Annotated in this window: 14 protein-coding genes; 5 read left to right on the top strand and 9 right to left on the bottom strand. The window is 68.9% G+C overall.

Annotated elements, in window-relative coordinates; translation table 11 throughout:
- Positions 1-622: 622 nt before the first annotated feature.
- From FNH08_RS07095 to FNH08_RS07085, 3 genes are all read right to left on the bottom strand, one after another.
- On the bottom strand, positions 623-2,140 hold the full coding sequence (locus tag FNH08_RS07095; RefSeq protein WP_152770386.1) for a glycoside hydrolase family 43 protein: 1,518 nt from the start codon (positions 2,138-2,140) through the stop codon (positions 623-625).
- 29 nt (positions 2,141-2,169) lie between these two features.
- Positions 2,170-3,618, bottom strand: a complete 1,449-nt coding sequence (locus tag FNH08_RS07090; RefSeq protein ID WP_152770385.1) for an alpha-L-arabinofuranosidase — start codon at positions 3,616-3,618, stop codon at positions 2,170-2,172.
- Between the two features lie 286 nt (positions 3,619-3,904).
- On the bottom strand, positions 3,905-4,954 hold the full coding sequence (locus FNH08_RS07085) for a LacI family DNA-binding transcriptional regulator (protein ID WP_228033954.1): 1,050 nt from the start codon (positions 4,952-4,954) through the stop codon (positions 3,905-3,907).
- Positions 4,955-5,232: 278 nt separating this feature from the next.
- Here FNH08_RS07085 and FNH08_RS07080 point away from each other — a divergent pair, with 278 nt between their 5' ends.
- The 4 genes from FNH08_RS07080 to FNH08_RS07065 all read left to right on the top strand — a co-directional run bounded on the left by FNH08_RS07080 (position 5,233) and on the right by FNH08_RS07065 (position 10,666).
- Complete coding sequence (locus tag FNH08_RS07080; RefSeq protein WP_152770383.1) at positions 5,233-6,975, top strand: cellulase family glycosylhydrolase; 1,743 nt, start codon at positions 5,233-5,235, stop codon at positions 6,973-6,975.
- 100 nt (positions 6,976-7,075) lie between these two features.
- Positions 7,076-8,752, top strand: a complete 1,677-nt coding sequence (locus FNH08_RS07075) for an ABC transporter substrate-binding protein (protein ID WP_228033953.1) — start codon at positions 7,076-7,078, stop codon at positions 8,750-8,752.
- Between the two features lie 22 nt (positions 8,753-8,774).
- Positions 8,775-9,737, top strand: coding sequence for an ABC transporter permease (locus FNH08_RS07070; RefSeq protein ID WP_152770394.1), 963 nt, complete (start codon positions 8,775-8,777; stop codon positions 9,735-9,737).
- Positions 9,734-10,666: a carbohydrate ABC transporter permease gene (locus FNH08_RS07065; RefSeq protein WP_152770381.1), complete on the top strand. Its 933-nt coding sequence runs from the start codon at positions 9,734-9,736 to the stop codon at positions 10,664-10,666. Before FNH08_RS07070 ends, FNH08_RS07065 begins: the two co-directional genes overlap by 4 nt.
- Positions 10,667-10,673: 7 nt before the next feature.
- Here the strand turns inward: FNH08_RS07065 and FNH08_RS07060 are convergent, their stop codons facing one another.
- The 6 genes from FNH08_RS07060 to FNH08_RS07035 all read right to left on the bottom strand — a co-directional run bounded on the left by FNH08_RS07060 (position 10,674) and on the right by FNH08_RS07035 (position 15,930).
- Positions 10,674-11,561: an SMP-30/gluconolactonase/LRE family protein gene (locus tag FNH08_RS07060; RefSeq protein ID WP_152770380.1), complete on the bottom strand. Its 888-nt coding sequence runs from the start codon at positions 11,559-11,561 to the stop codon at positions 10,674-10,676.
- A gap of 15 nt (positions 11,562-11,576) precedes the next feature.
- Positions 11,577-12,551, bottom strand: a complete 975-nt coding sequence (locus tag FNH08_RS07055; protein WP_322723910.1) for a sugar kinase — start codon at positions 12,549-12,551, stop codon at positions 11,577-11,579.
- Positions 12,548-13,168 (bottom strand): bifunctional 4-hydroxy-2-oxoglutarate aldolase/2-dehydro-3-deoxy-phosphogluconate aldolase, encoded by a 621-nt coding sequence (locus FNH08_RS07050; RefSeq protein ID WP_152770379.1) that lies wholly within the window; start codon positions 13,166-13,168, stop codon positions 12,548-12,550. Before FNH08_RS07050 ends, FNH08_RS07055 begins: the two co-directional genes overlap by 4 nt.
- Before the next feature lie 41 nt (positions 13,169-13,209).
- Positions 13,210-14,355 carry a galactonate dehydratase gene (gene dgoD / locus FNH08_RS07045; RefSeq protein ID WP_152770378.1) on the bottom strand — a complete coding sequence of 382 codons (1,146 nt, stop codon included), beginning with the start codon at positions 14,353-14,355 and terminating at the stop codon, positions 13,210-13,212.
- Positions 14,352-15,098, bottom strand: coding sequence for a FadR/GntR family transcriptional regulator (locus FNH08_RS07040; RefSeq protein ID WP_322723908.1), 747 nt, complete (start codon positions 15,096-15,098; stop codon positions 14,352-14,354). Before FNH08_RS07040 ends, dgoD begins: the two co-directional genes overlap by 4 nt.
- A gap of 70 nt (positions 15,099-15,168) precedes the next feature.
- Positions 15,169-15,930, bottom strand: a complete 762-nt coding sequence (locus tag FNH08_RS07035; RefSeq protein WP_228033952.1) for an SDR family NAD(P)-dependent oxidoreductase — start codon at positions 15,928-15,930, stop codon at positions 15,169-15,171.
- A gap of 107 nt (positions 15,931-16,037) precedes the next feature.
- Between FNH08_RS07035 and FNH08_RS07030 the strand changes: the two genes are divergently transcribed.
- A complete protein-coding gene (locus FNH08_RS07030) occupies positions 16,038-18,077 on the top strand; it encodes a beta-galactosidase (RefSeq protein ID WP_152770377.1) in 2,040 nt (679 codons plus the stop codon).
- Positions 18,078-18,090: the final 13 nt, after the last annotated feature.

Here is an 18,090-nt window from a genome sequence, read left to right as displayed (position 1 = left end):
CCCGGTTCCGGGTGCCCAGTCGGCATCCCCTCGGCGACGCCCCCGCCGATCAGCGGGACGTCCCACCCGGCCGATACCGCCCGAACCGCAGGACGTCACCCGAGATCCCATCACTGCGCATCTCGAATCCGTCGTGCGCCCTTTCGGCGCTCGGCCAACCAATTGCCTTGACATGGCCTCCGGTCGGCGATGTGAAGCCGCATCTTCGGCGGCACGCCACCGGGCTCCCTCCGCCCATTCCAAGATCCGGCCTGGCAGCTGTGGAGCAGGCCCTCGCCGACCTGCCGGCCTACGACCCGTGATCCAATAAGCGCGCTGCCGTCGGCCCGCACATAGCGGCCGACGGCGCGGCGGTCAGCTTGCGGCCTCGTAGTCGGCGTCCACCCTCTCCGGGTGTGAGTAGTCGAGGTACAGGAAATCCCGGCAAGGTTGATCTTGGTCAGCGGGCACACCGTTCTGTGGCCTCGCTGAGATTCACGGAAAGATCGTCGAGCGGGTGCCGGCGCTGGCTACGGTCCGGCCGTGCCGGTGGAGTTTCTGACTGATGAGCCGGCCGAGGCGTACGGGACGTTCGCCTGAGGTGGCCACGCGCCCGTGCAACACCGGCCTGGCGCAGGCCGCTTCAGCGATCGACCGGCTCGTACTCGAACCAGTCGAAGTGGACGGAGCCGGCCCCGGCGAACATACCAATCACCCGGCCGGTGAAACCGCCGGCGACCTCAGTCGAGAGGTACTTCCCGTCCAGGGAGGCGAGTTCGACGAAGGTGCCGTCCGGCTCCTCGATGCCGATCGTGACGGTGTCCGGGCCGGTGCGTGCGTCGTTCACCGCGTGTACGGCGGTGACCTCGATGCGGAGGACCACAGGCCCCGGGCCTGTCGGACGGGACGTGACGACCGTGTTCAACGGGCCGATACGGGCCCGCACTTGAACCTCGCCGTACGACGCCTCGATGTCGTAGTGATGCTGCTCGTCGAGGCGGACGGCCAGGCCTCCGCGGCCGTCCGCGACGTCGACCAGGGCTCGCACGCGGCATGACACGTGCTGCTGCCGCCGGCCGACGAACGTCACGTCGGTGTCGTCGAGGGACCCGCCGCGTGCCTGAAGAGTGAGCCAGCCGGGCTTCTCCTTCGTGGTGCACGCCTCCGGCGGTCGGTGGCGCAGCGAGATCCAGTGCGGGGCCGGCGCGGGCAGGTCGAAGTCGTCCCGGCCCGGCACGGCGGCCTGCGGTTGCAGAGGCCAGTTCGGGGCGGGCATCGAGGTCGACAGTTCACCCACGACCGGCCAGCCGTCCGCCCAGTCGACCGGCACCAGGAACGTCTCCCGGCCGAGTACGTGCCATCCCGGGGTGCCACCGCCCGGTCGTACGCCGAGCAGCACCATCCACCACGAGCCGTCCGGTGCCTGCACCAGGTCGGCGTGGCCGGTGTTCTGGACGGGGTGGTCGGTGCCTCGGTGGGTCAGGACCGGGTTGGCCGGGCACGGCTCGAACGGACCCGTGGGCGTGCGGCTGCGGGCGATCGAGACGCTGTGGCAGCGTTCGGTGCCGCCTTCGGCGATCAACAGGTACCAGTAGTCGCCGATCTTGTAGAGGTGCGGTGCTTCGGGCGCCTTTGCGCCGGGCGCGCCGGACCAGAGCCGGCGCGACGGACCGAACGTCTCCCCGGTGTGGGGATCGATGCGGACCTGTCCGACTCCGGCGGTGGTGCACCAGCAGTTACCGTCCTCGTCCCAGGCGAGGTCCGGGTCGATGCCCTGTACCCCGGGCAGGTGGACGGGATCGGACCAGGGTCCGGCCGGATCGGTGGCTGTGAAGAGCAGATTGCCGTCCCCGCTCACATTGGTGACGATCAGCCAGAAGCGGCCGTCGTGGTGGCGGAGGGTGGGTGCGTAGATGCCGCCCGAGGACGGGGTGTCGAGCGGCAGGCGCAGCTGGCTCGGCCGGTCGAGCGCATTGCCGATCTGGGCCCAGTTCACGAGGTCCCGGCTGTGGAAGACGGGCACCCCGGGGAAGTACTCGAAGCTGGAGCAGGCCAGGTAGTAGTCCTGACCCGCCCGGCAGACGGAGGGGTCGGGATGGAAGCCGGGGATCACCGGATTGTCGATGGTGTTGGCGTTCTCGGACTTGCTCGACACCCTCATCGAATCCTTACGCTTGTAGGTGGGTTGGTTCAGCGGTGGAGCTGGACGACCACGATCGAGTAGGCCGGTACCGTCTGGCTGGTCGCGCTGCCCGTCGTCGCGGAGCCGATCGACGTGGCGTTCTTCAGGTACGAGTACACGGTCGGGGTGGCGGCGGACGGGCTGAACCCGCTGTAGGACAGCGTGACCGTGGCGGCGTTGACGGGGTCCTTGTTGATGAGCATGACGCTGAGGTCGCCGCCTGCCCGCCGAACCGCGTGCGCGGAGATGATCGGTGTCGAGCCGACGGCCCGGACCAGCGTGTCGCCCGGAGCGCCCAGCTTGGTGATCATCCGGGTGCCGTGGTACGGAGGGAAGGGTGTGTTCAGGGGCGGCTCGCAGGAGGCACCGCTGGACAGGATTCCTCCGTCGTCGTAGTCCGTGGCGCCTTCGACCGTGGTCACGCGCGAGCAGTCCGTGCCGTTGTGCAGATTCCACCAGTCGACGGTGAACGCGCCGTTCTCCATCCAGGTCAGATACTCGTCCGGCGCGAACAGGCCGTTCGGGGAGGTGTTCTTGTAGGCGTTGGCGTTGACCTCCGTCACCGCGATGCCCACGTTGGGTGCGTTGCTCCCGGCGTACTGGTTGATCAGCGAGCGCAGGGTGGCGGCCATGTTCGGGATCTCGGCCTGGGGCTTGCCCAGCAGGTCGGCCTGGCTGTTGCCGATCGGATAGTGGTGCACGATGACGAAGTCGATCTTCGATCCGGCGATCGACAGGACCGTGTGGTTCCAGTCCATCGAGTCTCCCGGTCCCGTGATGCCGTCCGGCCAGGCCCCGGGAGTGGTCAGCACCGCACCGATCTTGATGGACGGGTCGACGGCCTTCATGGCGGTGGCGTACTGGACGAGGTTGGTCGCGTACGTCGTGGCGGTCTTACTGGCATGGTGGTCGATTTCCCAGGTGGCGCCATAGAGGCCGTTGCCGTAGACCTCGTTGCCGATCTCCCAGTACTTCACGCCGTAGCCCTTGGTCACGTTGGCGTAGCGCACCCAGGCCGCCGCCTCCTCGGGTGTGCCCGAGCCGTAGTTGGCGGTGATGATCGGCTGTGCGCCGACAGCGCGTACCGTGCCCATGAAGGTGTCGAACCCCGTGTTGGGCGCGACGTAGCCGCCCTCGACGGTGTGGGTCTGCCAGTGGTAGCCGTCGGCGTAGCTGCCGCCCGGGTAGCGGACCATCCCAGTACCGGCGTTCTTCAGCAGCCCTGGGACGTCGGGATGGTTCATGTTGCCGTCGTAGACCGCGACGTTCATACCGACACCGGTCGCCGGGATCGTCGCAAGCGCACGGCCTGCTTCGACCGACACCGAGGCGCTGATGGCAGCGGGAACGGCCACTGCTGACGGTGTGACAGCCACGCCCGGGGCGGCCACGGCCAGTGACACCGCTGCGGCCAGCCCGATCAGTCGGGCGCGATACCTGTGGACCAACCTCCGCATGAGCTCCTCCAAGGGAATGCGACCGAGGTGGGTGGAGTGGGACGGCGTTCATGGTCCGGCGCGTCGCGGGCTTTTCCAGCCTCGCGAGAAGAACGAAACTTTCGCTCTGTGAGGTCAGATAATTTCTTCGCCGAGATTAGCCAGGGGAACCACGGTGGTCAACGGTCGCGCAGCCCGCTCCCCTTACAGGAACCTCGGACACACCGACTCGCCCGCCGCCGACGGGCTGTCGGCGGCGGGCGTCTGTGCAGTTGGTTAAGCGCGGAGCGGCGGGCAGCCGCTGAGGTCAGCCTTTGGGGGGAGCCGTGCTGCCCCGGACCGTGAGGGTCGTCGCGATCTCCACCCCGACCTGAGGTGCCGCTTCACCGCGGCCGAGTGTGAGCGCCAACTCGGTGGCGGCCGCGGCCATCTCGGTCAGCGGCTGGTGGACGGTGGTCAGCGGTGGGTCCACCCAGGCCACGACCGGCAGGTCGTCGAACCCGACGACGCTCAGGTCGTCCGGGATCCGCAGGCCGGCCTCGCGCGCCGCCTGGTAGACCCCCAGCGCCTGTAGGTCGTTGGCGGTGAAGATCGCGGTCGGGCGCTCGGGCAGAGCGAGCAGGGAACGGGCCGCCGCGCAGCCGTCCTCGTGGGTGAGCGGGGCGTGCACGACGAGTTCCGGATCGACCGGCAGACCCGCGGCCTGCATCGCGGAGCGGTATCCGTCCAGCCGGGCGCAGCAGTACAGCTGGTCGTCAGGGCCGCTGATCATGGCGATGCGGCGGTGCCCGAGTTCGGTGAGGTGACGGGTCGCGGCCCGGCCGCCGGACCAGTTGGTGGCGCCCACGAACGGGACGTCGTCGGGCAGCTCCGTGGCGGGGTCGAAGACGACGAACGGGATTCCCTTCGCCTTCAGCTGCTCACGCTCGGCCTCGGAGAGCTGGGCCACGGACAGGACACAGTTGGGACGCCTGGAGACGGTGTCGTCCCAGGTGGGCTCGGCCGTGTCGTGCAGCCCGAACTCGGAGACCATGAGGCCGACCCGGTGTCGGCGGGCCACCCGCTCGACGCCCCTGATGATCTCCACCGCCCACATGTGCTTGAGCTCGCGGAAGACGAGCTCCACGACGTTGTTTCTGTTGGCCCCCGAGGGTTTGCGGTAGCCGTGCTCGTTGACCAGTGCCTCGACCCGGGCACGGGTGTCCGCGGAGACCCCCGACTTTCCGTTGATCACCTTGGACACGGTAGGGACGGAGACCCCCGCCGACTCGGCGATGAACGCGATGGTCACCGGCCGGGACGTGTCGCCCTGCCCGTCGTCCTTGCCCGCCGGCCCGTCAGCCGCGTTGTCCGCCAAGATCGCCTTCCCGGTCTTCGAATCGCTCGCACCAGGCGGGGCCGGATGCAAGAGACGCTTGAACAGAACTGTGTGGGTATGCCCGGCCATTCTGGCATCTCTTCCTGACTTACCTGTGGCCCCGAGCACATCTTCATGTTAACTTCTCCGCCGCACAGAGCGAAAGTTTCCTTTCTGAAGGCGCGACTCGGTCGCGACGGGCGATCTCCACGTGCCGAGCATGTCCGACACAGGGACCCGCCTGGGTCTGCGCCGCCCCCGACCGGAAGGTGCACGCGATGACGAGGAGACGGACCCGGTTTCTCCCGCGACGGCGCCGGCCGTCACGGCCTCACCGAAGACTGACGGCACTTCTCCTGGCGATCGTCCTGCTCCCGCTGGTGCCCGCCACCGCACAGGCCGACGATCCGCCCGTCCCGCCGCCGAGCGCCCCGGCCGCCCGCAGCGCGGTGGCCGCCATGCAGCCCGGCTGGAACCTGGGCAACACCTACGACGCGATCCCCGACGAGACGTCCTGGGGCAACCCGCCCGTGACCAGGGCACTACTGAAGAAGGTCAGGTCGCAGGGGTTCAAGAGCATCCGCCTGCCCGTCACCTGGGGCGTCCACCAAGGTGCCGCCCCGGACTACACGATCGACCCGGCCTGGATGGCGAAAGTCCGGCAAGTCGCCGACATGGCGCTGGACGAAGGCCTGTACGTGCTGCTCAACATGCACCACGACTCATGGATGTGGGTCAACAACCTCTCGACGGATCACGACGCCGTGCTCGCCCGCTACCGCGCCACCTGGACCCAGATCGCGGCGGAGTTCCGCGACGAACCGTCCAGACTCGTCCTCGAAAGCATCAACGAGCCGACATTCAGCGGCACTTCGGGCGACGACGAGAACTACCGGATGCTCGCCGAACTCAACCGGGCCTTCCACACGATCGTCCGCAACTCCGGCGGCGGGAACACATCCCGCCTGCTCGTGCTGCCCACCCTGTACACGAACGCCGACCAGGGCCGACTCGACGCACTGGCCGCCGAACTGACCTCCCTGCGCGATCCCATGATCGCCACGACGATCCACTTCTACGGCTGGTGGCCGTTCAGCGTGAACATCGCCGGCTACACCAGGTTCGACACCACCTCGGAGCAGGACCTCACCAACACCTTCGACCGCGCGTACAACACCTTCGTGTCGCGCGGCATCCCGGTCATCATCGGGGAGTACGCACTGCTGGCCTACGACCACAACCGCCCCGGCATCATCGAACGCGGTGAGCAGCTCAAGTACTTCGAGTTCCTCGGCGAATACGCACGCCGGCGAAAGCTCACCACCATGCTGTGGGACGCCGGTCAGTTCCTGAACCGCAACACCTTGCAGTGGCGGGACCCGGAGCTGTTCGCCCAGATCAAGTCGAGTTGGACCACACGTTCGGGAACCGCTTCCAGCGACATGGTGTTCCTCACCAAGTCGGCTGCCATCACGAGTCAGACGCTCACCCTCAACACCAACGGCACCGACTTCCAGGGCCTGCGCCACGGCTCCCGCAACCTCGTGCGGGGCAGGGACTACGCCGTCTCCGGCAGCCAGCTCACGCTGACAGCGGCCACGCTCGGCGACTTGGCGGGCGAACGGACGTACGGGGTCAACGCAACGCTGGAGGCCCGGTTCTCCCGCGGTGTCCCGTGGCGGATCGATGTGATCACGTACGACACTCCGGTCCTGTCGAACGCCTCGGGAAGCACCACCGGCCTGAGCATCCCCACCGAGTTCCGCGGGGACAGGCTCGCGACGATGGAGGCCCGGTACGACGACGGGAGCAACGCGGGCCCGGCGAGCTGGACTCCCTACCAGCAGTGGGACACCGCCTTCTCGGCCTACACCAGTGACTCGATCAAGCTGACATCCGAGTTCTTCGCCTCGCTCAAGGACGACTCCCGCGTGACGCTCACCTTCCACTTCTGGAGCGGCGCCTCAACGACGTACTACGTCACCAAGTCCGGCAGTTCCGTCACCGGCACGACCGCCTGACCTCGTCCGTCGCGGTTCCGGTCTTCCCGCAGGCCCGTCGTTGAAGCGCTTCGACGGCGGCACAGCCCCTCGACATCTCACCGGCGAAAGCAGCCCACCCATGACTTCCGACATGAACCGCAGAACCCTTCTCAGCACAGCCGCGGCCGTTGCCGGCACCGTCGCGATGGCGCCGCTGCTGTCCGCGTGCGGCGACGGTGGGCAGAGCACCGGCGGAGCCAGCACGAAGAAGGGGCTCAAGACCGCACTGCCGTCGTTCGCGCCCAACAGCTCGCTCAAGCCGGACATCCCGTCCGTCGCCGGCGGCGCCGACATCGCGACCGACCCCGGCTTCCTGACCTATCCGGCCCAACAGGCCCGGACCGTGGACGGTGTTCCGGGCAAGGGCGGCAGCTACACCGCCGTCACTCCGCTGTGGGGGACCGTCCCCTCGCCCAGCAACTCCTTCTACCAGGCCATGAACAAGGCCCTGGGTGTCGATCTCAAGATCAAACCCACCGACGGCAACAACTACCTCACCATCATCCCCACGATGACCTCGGCCAAGAAGCTGCCCGACTGGCTCCAGCTGCCGGCCTGGTGGAACTCCGGCTTCAACACCGGCGGCCTGGCCGGCACCCAACTCGCCGACCTCACCCCCTACCTGGCCGGAGACAAGATCAAGAAGTATCCGAACCTCGCCGCCATCCCCAGCGGCGCCTGGCAGGCGGGCTCCTGGGGCAACAAGATCTACGGCATCCCGTCCTACTCCAGCAGCTGCGTCGTCGCGGGCACCACCTTCTACCGCCGAGACATCCTGGACGCCAAGGGCATCACCGCCGACCAGATCACATCGGCGGCCGACCTGTTCGCGCTGGGCAAGGAGCTGACCGACGCCAAACGCGGGGTCTGGGCCTTCGACGACGTGTGGACGTACCTCTTCCCCTTCTGGGGTGTGCCCAACAAGTGGAAGGTCGAGAACGGCAAACTGATCAACAAGTACGAGACCCCGGAGTTCCTCGACGCCCTCGACTGGCACTACAAGCTCGCCAAGTCCGGCTCCATGCACCCCGACGCCCTCGCCGGACAGGAGGCCTCCGCGAGCACCCGTTTCTACTCGGGGAAGGTCCTCATCTCCGGCGGTGGCACCGGAGCGTGGAATCTCACCGACCAGCAGTCCGGTTCGGCCGCGAACAAGGACTACCGGCGCGGAGCCTTCGACGTCTTCGCGGCCGACGGCACGTCCAGGCCGAGCCTGTTCCTGGGCAACTCCACGGGCGTCATCAGCTACCTCAACCGCGGGCTCGGAAAGGACCAGATCGAGGAACTGCTGGCGGTCGCCGACTATCTGGCCGCCCCCTACGGTTCGGCCGAGTACACGATGGTCAACTTCGGCGTCGAGGGCGTCCACCACACCATGGTGAAGGGAGTCCCCACTTTCACCGACGCGGGAAAGAAGTACGTACAGCCCCAGACGTACTCGTTCCTGGCCTCGTGCCCGCAGGTGGTCAGCAACCCCGGAGCCGACCAGGTGACCAGGGACTTCACCGCCTGGCAGGCCGCCAACGTCAAGTATCTGTACAAACCGGTGTTCTGGAACATGAACATCTCCCTACCCGCCTCTCTGGCCACGGCGGACGCGGCGCAGTCGGTGGAGGACACCATCAAGGACTGCTGCCACGGCAAGCAGAAGGTCTCGGACGTCCAGGCCGCGATCGCCGCGTGGAAGAGCAGCGGCACCCGGCTCAAGAACTGGCTGACGACCAACGTCCTGGAGAAGTACGGCACCGGCCAGTGAGGACAGCGCAGTGACCACCACCATGGCCCGCAAGACCGAGAAGAACACAGCGCGGAAACCGTCGCAGCCACACGTCAGACTTCACTGGCGGATCCGGCTGCGCCGGGACAAGTCCCTGGTCATCATGACGATTCCGGCCGTCGTGCTGCTCCTGGTGTTCAACTACGCGCCACTCTTCGGCCTGATCACGGCCTTCCAGTACTACGACCCCCTGGTCGGCGTCTGGCACAGCCCATGGGCCGGGCTGGAGCAGTTCACCACCCTCGTCCAGGACTCCTTGTTCTGGGGAGCGTTGAAGAACACGCTCTACCTCAGCCTCGTCCAGCTGATCCTCTTCTTCCCGATCCCCATCGCCCTCGCCCTGCTGCTCAACACCGTGCTCAGCGAGCGGCTGCGCAACCTCATCCAGTCGATCGTCTACCTCCCCCACTTCTTCTCGTGGGTACTGACGATCACGATCTTCCAGCAAATGCTCGGCGGGGCCGGCGTGCTCAACCAGTTCCTGCGCCAGCACGGCGCCGGCACCTGGGACATCATGACCAACTCGAACACGTTCGCCCTGCTGGTCACCTCCCAGGCCGTCTGGAAGGAGGCGGGCTGGGGGATCATCGTCTTCCTCGCCGCACTCGCCGCGATCGACACCCACCTGTACGAGGCCGCCGCCGTGGACGGCGCCGGCCGCTGGCGCCGCATGTGGCACATCACGCTGCCCGGGATGCGCGGGGTGATCGTACTGCTGCTGGTACTGCGCCTGGGCAACGCGCTCACCGTGGGCTTCGAACAACTCCTGCTCCAACGCGTGGCCGTGGGCCACAACGCGGCGGATGTGCTGGACACCTTCTCCTTCTACTACGGCATCGCCACCAACAACTACAGCTATGGGGCTGCGGCGGGGCTCTTCAAGAGCGTCATCTCGCTGTTGCTGATCTGGGGCGCGAACAAGCTCGCACACTTCTTCGGGGAGGACGGGTTGTACCGCCGATGAGCACTGCCGTTCCGCTGCGACAGCGCCGCAGCGACAAGCGCCCGGTCTGGGAAGAGCCACCGACGGCCGCCACGACCACGGGCAAGAGCGCCGCTCTCACCTTGGTCGCCGCGGCCGTGCTGGTACCGCTGTGGATCATCGTGGTCACCAGCCTCTCCACCCAGGCCGCCGTCAACCGGGCCGGCGGCCTGGTGATCTGGCCCGACGGACTCACCGTCTCCGCCTACCGGGAGATGCTCGCCGACCCGACCGTGCGCACCGCTGTGCTGGTCAGCCTCAGCATCACCCTCGTGGGGACAGGCGTCTCCATGGTGGTCTCCGTGCTGTGCGCCTACGGACTGTCCCGCGCCCGCTCCTACGGACACCGGCCGATCCTGACGCTGCTGGTCGTCACCATGTTCGTCAGCGGCGGCCTGATCCCCACCTTCCTGGTGGTCACCGGTCTGGGCGGCTACGGCCGGTACTGGGCCCTGATCCTGCCCAGCGCGGTGTCGGTCTTCAACATCCTCGTGCTGCGCTCCTTCTACGCCGGCACATCGGCGGAACTCATCGACGCCGCCCGGATGGACGGAGCCGGCGACTGGCGGACCCTGTGGTCGGTGGTCCTGCCGACCTCCCGCGCCGTCACCGCGGTCATCACGCTCTTCTACGCCGTCGGCTACTGGAACGCCTTCTTCAACGTCATGCTCTACATGCCGACGGAAAGCCAGAAGTGGCCTTTGCAATATGTGCTGTTGACCTACGTGAACCGCGGCAACGGCCTACCGGGGTCCGTCAACAGCGGCTTCGGCAACGCTCACGCCGAAACAGCTCCGCTGTCGTTGCAGATGGCTGTGGTCGTGCTCACCCTCGTCCCCCTGCTCGTCGTCTACCCGTTCATGCAGAAGCACTTCAGGACCGGTGTGCTCACTGGAGCGATCAAGGGCTGACGGTGTCTCAGCGTCCGCCGCGCCAGGAAGAGGCCGCCGTTCCCCTGACCGGCACGGAGACGCTGAGCACCGCACCGGAGGTGGCGGTCGGACTCTTCACCCCGTAGCGGGCCGTGGTGACGTAGAGGCGGTTGTCGCTGGGATGCAGGCACACCGAGGTGGGGTGAGGGGCGGGGACGGTCACGGTGTGGAGCAGGCGGCCATCGGGGTGGTACCGGCGGACCACGCCCGCGCCCCACATCGCGACCCACAGGCAGCCCTCGGCGTCCACGGTCATTCCGTCGGGGCTGCCTTCGTCCTCGCGGAATCGGGTGAAGATCTCCGGGGCGCCGACGAGGTCGCCGGAGACGAGGTCGACCCGGCAGCGGAAGACTGTGCCGGCGGCCGTGTCGGCGAGGTACATGACCGTGCCGTCGACGGTGAACGCGGGTCCGTTGGCGATGGTCAGGCCGTCGAGGACGTGTACGACCGTGCCGTCGGGGTCCGTCCGGTAGAGCGAGCCCGCGCCGTGGGTGCCGTCATAGGCCATACTGCCCGCCCAGAAGCGGCCGGCGGGGTCGGCGACGCCGTCGTTCATCCGGCTGGGGACCGGGGTGCGGTCCTCGGGACGGTCCAGCCATTCGGGTGTGCCGTCAGGGGTGAGCAGTGCGATGCCGGTGTCCGCGGCAGCGATCCATGCTCCCGGACGGTCTCCGACCGGCGCGACGGCTCCCAACGGCACGTCGAGCCCGGCCAGTTGGCGCACAACCGCCGGTTCGGTGTCGTCTCTCAGTTCGAAGAGCCGACCGCTGAGGATGTCGACGTACACGTACCGGTCGTCGATCCAGCGACCGCCCTCGGCGAGTTCGTATGCTCCGTCGACGACGATCGCCGCCGGTACTGCCGTGGATGTCATGTTCAGTCCTCCGGATCAGCGAATGGTCATGCCCTCGGGCTGGTCGAACAGGCCGAGTTCGTCCCGCGTCGGCAGGCCCTCCCAGTCGCCCCGGGTCGCGACGGCGAAGGCCGCGGTGGTGACGGCTCGGTGCAGACGGGCGGGCATGTCCGCGCCGTCAAGACGTCCGGACAGGTACCCGGCCACGAAGGCGTCGCCCGCGCCGACCAGGTCGACCGCGCCGACCTCTCGCGCCGGGCAGTCGGTCGTGCCGTCAGCGGTGAAGGCGGTCGCACCACGTGCGCCGCGTTTGATGACCACCTCGTTGACGCCTGCGGCCAGGATGCTGTGCACGGCCTGGGCTTCGCCCGCTGCGGGCCGTTCCAGCATCAGCGGCAGCTCGTCCTCGGAGGCGATGAGCAGGTCGGTGTGGGCCAGCAGCGGCCGGAGCGCTGTGCGGGCGCGGTCCGACGTCCACAGCCGGGAGCGGTAGTTGACGTCGAGGCACACGGTGATGTCGGCGGCGCCGGCGGCCGTGACGGCGGCCAGGGCGGTCTCGGCCGCCGACGCGCTGAGCGCCGGTGTGATGCCGGTCAGATGCAGGAGGCGGGGTCCCGAGGCCAGCGCGGGCAGGACATCAGCCGGTGAGAGGGCCGAGCCTGCGGAACCGGCACGGTAGTAGTTGACGCGCGTGAGTGTGCCCAGGCGGGGTTCGGTCAGCAGCAGTCCCGTGGGCCGGCCGGTGTCGTCGGTGACCGCGTGGCCGGTGTCGATGCCTTCGGCGCGCAGGGTGCGCCGTACCAACGCGCCGAGTTCGTCCGCGCCGACCCGGCCGGCCCAGCGCACCCGGTGCCCGAGCCGGGCCAGGCCGATGGCGACGTTGGACTCGGCTCCCGCCACGGACAGGCCGAGACTGCCGCCGAGCCGCAGCGCTCCGTGGGCGCGCAGCGCCGCCATCGTCTCACCGAAGGTCACGACTTCGGGCGGGGCCTGGTGGTCCCGTGTCGTCACGGCGTCCCCCCTGTGGCCACCTTGCGGAACACGGCCGCGCGGGCGCGGAGTCGGTCCAGGTCGCCGCCGTCGGCCGCGTCCCCGACGAGGGGGGAGCCGACGCCCACGGCGAGGGCGCCCAGATCCAGGTAGTCGCGGGCGGCCTGTGCGTCCACGCCGCCGACGGGCACGAACGGCACCTCGGGGAAGGGGTCGCGCAGGGCACGCAGATAGCCGGGTCCGCCAAGCGATCCGGGGAAGAGCTTGATCGCGGCGGCACCCCGCGCGAGGGCGAGTTCGATCTCGCTCGGTGTCACGGCGCCCATCAGCACGGGTATGCCGTACGGCTCCAGGCCGTCTACCAGGGCCGGGGTGACGAGGTAGGACGCGCCGGCGTCCACGGCGCGGGTGGCGTCCGGGGCCGAGCGGACGGTGCCGGCGCCGACCAGCGCGTCGGGGCCGAGTTCGGCGCGCGCCTGCCGGATCACGGTCAGGGCGTCGGCGGTGGTCAGCGAGACCTCGACGGCCGTGATGCCCTCCTCGGCGAGGGTGATCACGGTGCGCAGGGCCGCGGCGGCATCCTTGCCACGGACGATCGCGAGTAGGCGGTGGGTGCGGAGCGATTCCACGAGGTTCATGGGGGCGGGCTCTCCTTGGACGTTCGGTTCGCGGGCAGCGGTCACCATTCGGTGAACGCCCCGTCGGCGCCCCGCCATACGGGGTTGCGCCAGCGGTGTCCGGTCTCGGCTGCGCGGCGTACCGCCTTCTCGTCGATCTCGACGCCGAGCCCGGCACGGGAGCTCGCGACGGCGTATCCGTCCTGGAACCGGAAGGGTTCGGGGTCCATCACGTACTCCAGCAGGTCGGCCCGCTGGTTGTAGTGGATGCCCATGCTCTGTTCCTGGATGAGGAAGTTCGGTACGGAGAAGGCGATCTGGAGGCTCGCGGCAAGGGCGATCGGGCCGAGGGGACAGTGCGGGGCCATGGTGACGTCGTACGTCTCGGCCATGGCCGCGATGCGGCGGACCTCGGAGATGCCGCCGGCGTGCGAGAGGTCGGGCTGGGCGACGGCGATGCCGCTGGTCATGACCTCGCGGAAGTCCCAGCGGGAGTAGAGGCGTTCGCCGGTCGCGAGCGGGACGCTCGTGGACTCCACCAGGCTGCGCAGGTGGCCCGAGTGTTCCGGCGAGACGGGTTCCTCGACGAACAGCGGGTGCAGCGGCTCCAGTTGGGGCAGCAGACGGCGTGACATGGCGGTGGAGGCCCGGCCGTGGAAGTCGACGGCGATGTCCCTCTCGTCGCCCAGCACTTCGCGGACGGCCGCGACCCGTGCGACGACCTCGGCGGTGCGGGCCGGGGTGTCGATCGGGGCGAGCTCGGCCGAGGCGTTCATCTTCACGGCGGTGAAGCCCGCCTTCATCTGTTCCTCGGCCAACTCCGCGACCTCGCTGGGGCGGTCCCCTCCGATCCAGGCGTACATCCGGACGCGGTCGCGTACCGGGCCGCCGAGGAGGCGGTGCACCGGGACGCCGTAGGTCTTGCCGGCGATGTCCCACAGGGCCTGGTCGATGCCCGCGACGGCGCTGGAGAGGATGGGGCCGCCACGATAGAAGCCGCCCTTGGTGAGCACCTGCCAGTGGTCCTCGATGCGCAGCGGGTCCTGCCCGACGAGGTAGTCCGCGAGCTCGTGAACTGCGGCGCGTACGGTCTCGGCGCGGCCCTCGATCAGAGGCTCGCCCCAGCCGGTGACGCCCTCGTCGGTGGCGATGCGCAGGAAGAGCCAGCGCGGAGCCACCAGGAACGTCTCAAGTCCGGTTATCTTCAAGGGGCTTCCTTCGGCAGCGGGTCGGTCGCGACGTCATCGTGTTCCTCCCGTGCCCGGACGGCCTCCAGGTCGTCGGAGGCTTGGGCGAGGAGTGACTCGACGGCGGCCACGGCGGCGTCGGGGTCGCCGGCTTCGATGGCGGCGAGCAGTGTCTGGTGCACGGGGATGGAGTCGGCGAAGTGCCGGGCGCCGTGCACGATCCGGTCGCGCACGCGCAGGCCGGCCTCGATGACGACCTCCATCCGGCTGAGGAGTTCGTTGTGCGCGGCGTCCAGCAGGGCGCGGTGGAAGGCCAGGTCCGCCTCGACCATCGCTTCCGCGTCCGTTCCCGCCGCAGCCATCGCGTCCAACGCCTGCCGCAGCGCGTCCAGATCGGACGGGGTACGGCGGGTCGCGGCAAGCCGGGCCCCGGCGGGCTCGACGATCGCGCGGACCTCGGCGAGATCTTCCAGGAAGCCCTCGGTGGGAGCACTGCTGCCCTGCCAGCGCAGCAGGTCGCTGTCGAGCAGGTTCCAGTCGGCGCGGGGCCGGATGGTCGTGCCGCGTTTCTGCCGTGATTCGAGCAGGCCCTTGGCGGCCAGTACGCGCAGCGCCTCGCGCACGACGGTCTTGCTGACGCCCAGTTCGGTTTCGAACTTGGCCGGGTCCACCACGGAGCCCGGGGGGTAGTCGCCGCGTATGATGCGCCGGCCCAGTTCTTCCACCGCTTGGCCGTGCAGCCCCCTGCCGGGATGGCTCACCACGTTCTCCGTTTCCGTATCGGTCCTGTTCGCGGAGGCCGCGCACGGCGGCCTACCGCGCGGTGCGCGGCGCTCACGAGGACTCCTTCATGACGCTCCATCCTCCATCGACCACCAGGCCGGCTCCGGTCACGTAGGAGGCGTCCCCCGATGCCAGGAAGACCACTGCGGCGGCCACCTCCTCCGGCTGCCCGAAGCGCTTCGCGGCCGTGGCCGCCACGCTGCGCGCCCGCTCGGACTCCGATATGCCCTCCCAGGCGGCGGTGAGGATGGGTCCGGGCAGCACCGTGTTGACCCGGATGTCAGGACCGTACTCGACGGCCAGCTGCCGACCCAGCGAGCACAGCGCGCCCTTCGCGGCGGCGTACGCGGCATGGCCCGGCAGACCGATGACCGCGTGCACCGAGGAGGTGAGGACGACCGAGCCCCGCGCCTCGCGCAGCATGGCCGCGAAGGTCTTCATCGCCCGCCAGGCCGGCTTGAGCAGCACGGCCATCTGACCGTCCCACTCGGCCTCGCTCAGTTCGTGGGCGGGTTTGTTGAGCTGGGCGAAGGCGTTGCTGTGCAGCACGTCCAGCCGCCCGTGGTGCTCATCGATGTGGCGGGCGAGGTTCTCCCAGTCGGCGGCGGAGGTCACGTCGCAGCGTACGTACTCCGCCCGTCCTCCGCTGTCCACGATGCCTGCCGCGAGCGCCTTGCCCGCCGCGTCGTCCACGTCCGTGACGACGACGGCCGCGCCCTCGTCCGCGAGCCTTCGGGCCGTGGCGGCGCCGATTCCGTGGGCGGCGCCGGTGATCACCGCCACCCGCCCCGCCATCCTGCGGCACTCCGTCATCGCGTGCGTCTCCCCTCTGATGTCTGCTCCTGCACCCACCATAGCTGTTTCAATTAATTATGAATATATCTTGACGGCATGGCGATGACGCTCCAAAACTGACCCGCATGCAACCAGCACCCTCGATACCGATCGACACCCGGCGGCACCTGCGCCCGCCCGGGATCGCCTTCGGCGGCGACTACAACCCGGAGCAGTGGCCCGAGGAGGTGTGGGCCGAGGACGTCGCGCTGATGAAGGAGGCGGGCGTCTCCATGGTCACGGCCGGGATCTTCTCCTGGGCCAAGGTGGAGCCAAGGCCCGGGGAGTACGACTTCACCTGGTTCGACAGGGTGATGGACAACCTCGCCGGGGCGGGTGTGGCGGTGTGCCTGGCCACCATGACGGCATCCCCGCCACCCTGGCTGTCCCGGCTGCACCCCGAGATCCTCCCCGAGACCGCCGACGGCCGGCGCATGTGGCTCGGCGGACGCCAGCACTACTGCCCCTCCAGCGCCGTGTACCGCGAGCACGCCGCCCGCCTGGTCGAGCGACTGGCCACCCGGTACGCCGACCACCCCGCCCTGGAGATGTGGCACATCGGCAACGAGTACGGCTGCCACACCCCGATGTGCTGGTGCGACGAGTCGGCGGCTGACTTCCGGCGCTGGCTGTCCGAGCGGTACGGCGGCATCGAGGCGCTCAACGACGCATGGTCAACGGCATTCTGGTCCCAGGGGTACGACAGTTTCGACGAGGTGCTGCCGCCACGGCTCGCACCGACCTTCCCCAACCCCGCGCAGCAGCTGGACTTCGCCCGGTTCTCCGACGACGCGCTGCTCCAGTGCTACCTGGCGGAAAATGAGGTCCTGCGCCGGAGCACACCGGACGTTCCCGTCACCACCAACTTCATCGGTGTGCACAAGCCCGTCGACGCCTTCCGCTGGGCCGCCCAGGAGGACGTCGTCTCGGTCGACGTCTACCAGGACCCGCACGACGAGGACACCCACGTCGCGGCGGGCTTCATCTTCGATGTCGCGCGTTCCGCCCGTGCCGGTCAGCCGTGGATGCTGATGGAGCAGGCGCCCAGCGCGGTCAACTGGCGTGACCGCAACGGGCCCAAGCCGCCCGGCCGCATGCGCCTGTGGAGCTGGCAGGCGGTCGCCCAGGGCGCGGACGCGGTGCTGTACTTCCAGTGGCGCCAGTCCCGTGGAGGCGCCGAGAAGTACCACTCGGCAATGCTCCCGCACGGCGGCACCGACACGCGCACCTTCCGTGAGGTGAGCGAGCTGGGCCGCGAACTCGCCTCCGTGCCTCGGATCGCCGGCACACGGTCCACCGCCGACGTCGCCCTCGTACTGGACTGGAACAGCTGGTGGGCCCTGGAGCTGGACTCACATCCGTCCACCGCGCTGAACCAGATGGACATCGCGCTCGCCCACTACCGGCCCCTGTTCGAAGCCGGCATCGCCTGCGACGTCGTACCCCCCGACCGGGACCTGTCCGGCTACCGCCTGGTCGTCGCACCCAACCTGTACCTGCTGAAGGAACGGGACTCCGAACGTCTCACCGAGTTCGTGCGCGGTGGCGGCCATCTGCTGGTGTCGTTCTTCTCCGGCATCGTCGACAACTGCGACCGGGTGCACCTGGGCGGCTATCCCGCGCCGCTGAGCGAGGTACTGGGCCTGCGCGTCGAGGAGTTCTGGCCGCTGGCGGAGAACGAGACCGTCGACGTCCGGCACGTCGACGGCACGGTCAGCCGCGCCGACCTATGGTCGGAGACCGTGGTACCCGAAGGCGCCCAGGCAGTGGCCGAGTTCGGCTCCGGGCACCTTGCGGGGCAGCCCGCCGTCACGCGGCACTCCTTCGGCGACGGAACCGCGTGGTACGTCGCGACACGCCTCGCACCGGAGGCGATGCGGGCCCTGACCGACGACGTGTGCCGTACGGCGTCCGCAGGCCCCGTGCTTCCCGGCCTGCCCCAGCACGTCCAGGCGACCGTGCGCGAGGGAGACGGCGGACGGTTCGTCTTCCTGCTGAACCACGGCCGGGAAGAGGTCGAAGTCAGGCTCCCTCAGCCGCTGACCGACGCCCTGACCCGAGAGACGGCTCCCGCCGACCGCATCACCCTGCCGGGAGCCGGAGTAGCCGTACTGACCGAGCCGTAGACCACCGATCGAG

The organism is Streptomyces spongiae, from assembly GCF_009377185.1.
Classification (GTDB): domain Bacteria; phylum Actinomycetota; class Actinomycetes; order Streptomycetales; family Streptomycetaceae; genus Streptomyces; species Streptomyces spongiae.
This window is presented reverse-complemented; position numbering and strand designations above follow the sequence as displayed.